This is a genomic window from Lacticaseibacillus parakribbianus (assembly GCF_025490915.1).
In the GTDB taxonomy this organism is placed as follows: Bacteria; Bacillota; Bacilli; order Lactobacillales; family Lactobacillaceae; genus Lacticaseibacillus; species Lacticaseibacillus parakribbianus.
The window spans coordinates 1-4,391 of the sequence record NZ_JANQBA010000027.1; the positions used below are offsets into that span (position 1 = coordinate 1).

Sequence of the window (4,391 nt, forward strand, 5' to 3'; positions counted from 1 at the left end):
TGTTTGGGACGTCCGATTTACCTGCGATTGGGTCGGAGAAAGGTGCTGGCCTTGTGTCACTTGAAAAGGGCGCGCCTATCAAGTTCCGCGCTCCGGAGTTTGGCGGCGATGTGTTCAGTACGATAATGCCAGTCTGGGAGGCTGTTGCGAAAACCTACGAGGGCTCTGCTGTGAGCGATGACGACAATCCGGCGACAAGCACCAAGGACTGGGAGGAGTTGTTGTAATTTAGGCGAGATGAGTTCATGAGCGTGACTGATCGCGGTGGAGTGGCTAAGGCGGTGGGCGCGCGGAGCGCAAGCCCAAGCGGAGCGCCAAGCCGTGACACGGAACCGCGTTCGGGCGCGCTCTTGCCCCTGCCCAGAACGGCGCCATAACCGTTTGTCAACGGTACCGGACTGAACGCAGTGAGGGAGGATAAGGAGTTGATAAACATAGCGCGTCAAATGCTCATGCGCTTGAAGGGGTTCCCCAACCCCTTCCCGCGGCTGGAGCGCACCGCTCCTTGAGGGTGCAGGGCGAAGCGCCCTGCTGGGTTCGGGCAACGCCCGAGGTTTTAGGTTTGGGGCGAGCGACGTTGTAGCGACTAATGGGGGAATACTACGACCCCCCATTAGGTGCCGAGTGCCAACTTGCTGTTTATGACGTCTGCGCCCTTACTCCCCCAAGTGTTTACGTGCTGTTAGATGTTTGCTACATTTTGGCGACATTTTCGGCGACATTTTGAAATTGTTATGAACGCGTTGCATACCGGATATGAATGATGTATGCTTTTAGTTATCAAGAATGGAGGCGTCTCATGAGTGAGTTAAAGCGATTTACATTTATGATTCCTGATGAGTTGAAAGAGCAACTCAAACTAAAAGCAGACAGCATGGGACTGACGTTAAGTGCATATCTGCGGCTGATTTTAACGGCTGAAGTAAAAAAGTGAGCATAAAAATACCCGCGAGCTGGCGGGCTACACGGGTGGTCTTTGTTGGTATTCGCATAACCATTTTACCATGCAAAGGCCGTGTGCACACGTTCATGATTAGAAAGTGGGCGACATGGTGGCTAAAGAGAAAAATCGATTTTTCACGTTTCTAGTCTATCCAGATTCCGCGCCGGAGGACTGGAAGGAAAAGCTAGAAACTGCTGGCATTCCGATGGAAATATCGCCGTTGCATGACCTTGATTTGAAAGACAAGGAAAAGTATACGGCTGAGGATCGCGCGTTAGCGGCGGCCGGTAAACCCGTATACAAGAAACCGCACTGGCACGTTATCTATATTGCTAAAAATCCCGTGTCTGCTGATGCGGTGCGTAATAAGGTGGTGCGCTTATTCGGTACTTCGCAAGCATTAGCCCGCGTGCAGATTATCCGCAGTAGTGTGCTACATATGCACGATTATCTGACGCATAGTTCTGACGACGCAAAGAAACAGGGTAAACACCCTTATAGTGCTGATGACTTGCAGTGTATCAGCGGCTTTGATATTGATCGATATACTACTCTCGATGTCGAAGAAAAAAGCACGATTGTGGCAACAATTTGTGACATCATTTTTCACGAGAACTTGCAGAATGTTTTCGACTTGTTGGACTATTACGGGGCACATGGTCAAGAACACGGGTTGCCAAGTCTTGTAATTCTGAATGGAATTTTGAAAGAAAATTCAGGTCTGTTCAGAATGTATTTTGATGGCGCTTATCAGCGGCGTATGGCCAAGGTTAAAAAGCTCAAGAAGTCGGATAAGCGGGTGCTTGAACTGAACAATGGGAAGTACATTGATACGGTCACGGGTCAAGTTTTTGAACCTAAGCAGTTGGACAATGAGGAGGACGATTAGCATGGCGACGATTGAATACAATCCAGATTCACAGCGGTATGTGATTGATGGCGTGGAGCTTCATGCGGGCTATCCGGTTACGCTCATTTTGGCTGACGGTAGTGACTTTGAAACCCGCATCGAGTCAGATGCGGGCGGCTGGTACTTGGTCGGCTTGAAAGATAGTGACCGTTACAATATTGCTGGCCTGAAGGCAAAAGGATATTAGGAGGTGAAAGCATGGTGAGGACTAAAAAGAAGCCTGATAAGCCGCGGCAGATTAACAATGCCAATGTGTTGGAGGGCACGTATAAGCTCATCATTGAAACGAAAGACAGCTTGCGAGGGGTTGTTTCGCAACCTAGCAACGGTGATGCGCTGGACGCAATAGTCAAAGAGCTTAAAGAACTTCGAAAAAATCAAAAATCCACAAACTAAGATAACGAGAGGCTTTCAGCCTCTTTTTTTGTGCCCTAAATATTAAAATGTAAAAATAGGGGGATTGGGGGTTGTAAAAATAGGGGGATTGGGATATAACTAAATTGTGCTCGGATAGGGCAACAAAAAGACGGGAGGCCAAAATTATGGCTACTGAAAATATTGAAATGATTAAGATGGATAAGCTCGATGAGGCCGCGCTTCTGCGCGTCTGCAACGGAACTGCGGCGGTTGAATTTCCGGATAGCGTGGTGGTTGTCGGGTATTCAACTGGTGAATACGAGACCCGCGACAAGGACGATGCCGGCAATAAGATTAAAAAGCCATGGCTCAACTTAGAAGTAGCGGACGCTGAACAGATGGAACTACTGCAAAAGGTCGGTTTGGGTGTCGATAATGCCAACTTGATTAAGGTCAAGGTTCGCGACTATGAGGGACCCTACCGTGGTGATGAAGACGCGCGGTTAGATGCGTTGTACAACAAGGTTTTTGGTACGGCAGATTTTGGTACTGCGTTTACCAAGACTACTAATCGTTATGGGAATACGTCTATCACGGGTATGGCTCTGGTTATGCCGGCTGCCAAGTTGTATTAGGAGGGTTAAACTGATGAAAAATTACAATCCATGGAAAACTAGCACATTTGTCTTGTTACTGATGGCGTCGGCGTTTAGCAGCATTACGGCCTCTTGGAAATACGGCGACATCAATTTGGGTCGTGGGTGCAAGTTTGCACTTGTGATGGTGGCGGTGCTGGTGTTGGTGCAGTTACCTGACCTGATTCGGTTCGCACTCGATAAGTGGAAGGGTGGGCGGCTATGATGCTTAACATTTTCGGGCGGCGTGAGTTGAACAACGAGTTTGGTGTTTGGTATAGCGCTAGCTTGCAACCGTTGTTTACACCTGATGTTCACTTTTTCGGTATGTTGCGCCACTATTCGTGGGTGTTCTCAACCTGTTTTGTTGGTGGGTTGATTCTTGGCGCTATCGGACATAGCTTCATGATGATGATCGCTTGGCTTGTGGCGCTGTGCTTATTTGGTTTCTTGGTGCGCAAGGCGGTGCTGGCACGCAAGCCAAAATTTCGACCGATTCAGAAAGACCTGGTCATTTACAAGGACGATAACGGGTTGGTGCAAGTCTCTGATGGTGGTTTAGAGAGTGAGGCGGTCATTTACTATGCTGAATACCCGCGACAGGTTGACGTGCGTTATTTCAAGACGGGCGACCGCTATCAGGCTGGTGCAGACAAGCAAGGCGAATTGCTTGAGGCCGTTTTGGGTATGGAGCTGGTGCGGCAATCTGATGGCGTCACCAAGGGCGAGGGCGGTAAGAAGCCAATGCAGTACGTTCAATACACGTTCAACAAGCAACGTGGTGAACATGAGGTAGTTTCTGCGTTGCCGGTTGAAGATGACGCGATGAAGTTCGATGTGAGCCGTGGTTTCACCGTAGACCTGCGCAAAAACTATTCTCAACTCGTTTCAGGGGCTTCTGGGGCTGGTAAGTCTTATTACACGTATTACTACCTAACACGCTTCATATCGCAAACTGTGACCTCTGACGGCATTGCACGACATGCGGAGCTGTTCGCCATTGACCCGAAGATGTCTGACTTGTACAAGCTCTGCCAAGTTACTGGTATGCCTCGGGAACACTATGGGTCAACAAATGCAGAAGCGTTTGCGATTGCTAAGCGGTTCCGCGCAGAAGTAGACCGGCGGAAGGAAATTTACAACAAGTCAACGGCGTTCGATACCGTTGTCGCTGATTTGGGCTTGCCGCCACTGCTGTTGGTGATTGAAGAATTTAGCTCACTCATCACAAGCATGGACAAGAAGCAACGTGCAGACTTTGAGGCAATGCTTATGCAGATTGTGCAAATGGGTCGCCAGCTCTCTATGGGCTTGCTGATTGTTATGCAGTCGCCGAAGTCGGAGGACTTGAACACGTCAATTCGTGCGAACCTTGCTACTGCCGTTCATTTGGGCGTACCAACGCCGCAAGTAGCGCAGATGATGTTTGGGACGTCCGATTTACCTGCGATTGGGTCGGAGAAAGGTGCTGGCCTTGTGTCACTTGAAAAGGGCGCGCCTATCAAGTTCCGCGCTCCGGAGTTTGGCGGCGATGTGTTCAGTACGA

Annotated in this window: 7 protein-coding genes and 1 pseudogene; all 8 read left to right on the forward strand. The window is 49.4% G+C overall.

Annotation, left to right across the window (positions count from 1 at the left end):
* Positions 1–227, forward strand: a pseudogene (locus NUH19_RS12875) (hypothetical protein); the annotation flags it as partial.
* 572 nt (positions 228–799) lie between these two features.
* The gene (locus NUH19_RS12880; protein WP_262316937.1) at positions 800–934 is read left to right on the forward strand and encodes a hypothetical protein; all 135 of its coding nucleotides are present in this window, start codon (positions 800–802) and stop codon (positions 932–934) included.
* Positions 935–1,049: 115 nt separating this feature from the next.
* On the forward strand, positions 1,050–1,832 hold the full coding sequence (locus tag NUH19_RS12885) for a replication protein (protein WP_262316938.1): 783 nt from the start codon (positions 1,050–1,052) through the stop codon (positions 1,830–1,832).
* A 1-nt stretch (position 1,833) separates the two neighbouring features.
* On the forward strand, positions 1,834–2,040 hold the full coding sequence (locus NUH19_RS12890) for a DUF5348 domain-containing protein (protein ID WP_262316939.1): 207 nt from the start codon (positions 1,834–1,836) through the stop codon (positions 2,038–2,040).
* Between the two features lie 11 nt (positions 2,041–2,051).
* Complete coding sequence (locus tag NUH19_RS12895) at positions 2,052–2,249, forward strand: hypothetical protein (protein WP_194498989.1); 198 nt, start codon at positions 2,052–2,054, stop codon at positions 2,247–2,249.
* A 146-nt stretch (positions 2,250–2,395) separates the two neighbouring features.
* Entirely contained in the window at positions 2,396–2,845 is a 450-nt protein-coding gene (locus tag NUH19_RS12900; protein WP_194498988.1) for a hypothetical protein, read from the forward strand.
* Positions 2,846–2,858: 13 nt separating this feature from the next.
* The gene (locus tag NUH19_RS12905) at positions 2,859–3,071 is read left to right on the forward strand and encodes a hypothetical protein (protein ID WP_194498987.1); all 213 of its coding nucleotides are present in this window, start codon (positions 2,859–2,861) and stop codon (positions 3,069–3,071) included.
* On the forward strand, positions 3,068–4,391 hold a 1,324-nt coding region (locus NUH19_RS12910), incomplete at its 3' end, for an FtsK/SpoIIIE domain-containing protein (protein ID WP_262316940.1). The genes NUH19_RS12905 and NUH19_RS12910, both read left to right, overlap by 4 nt.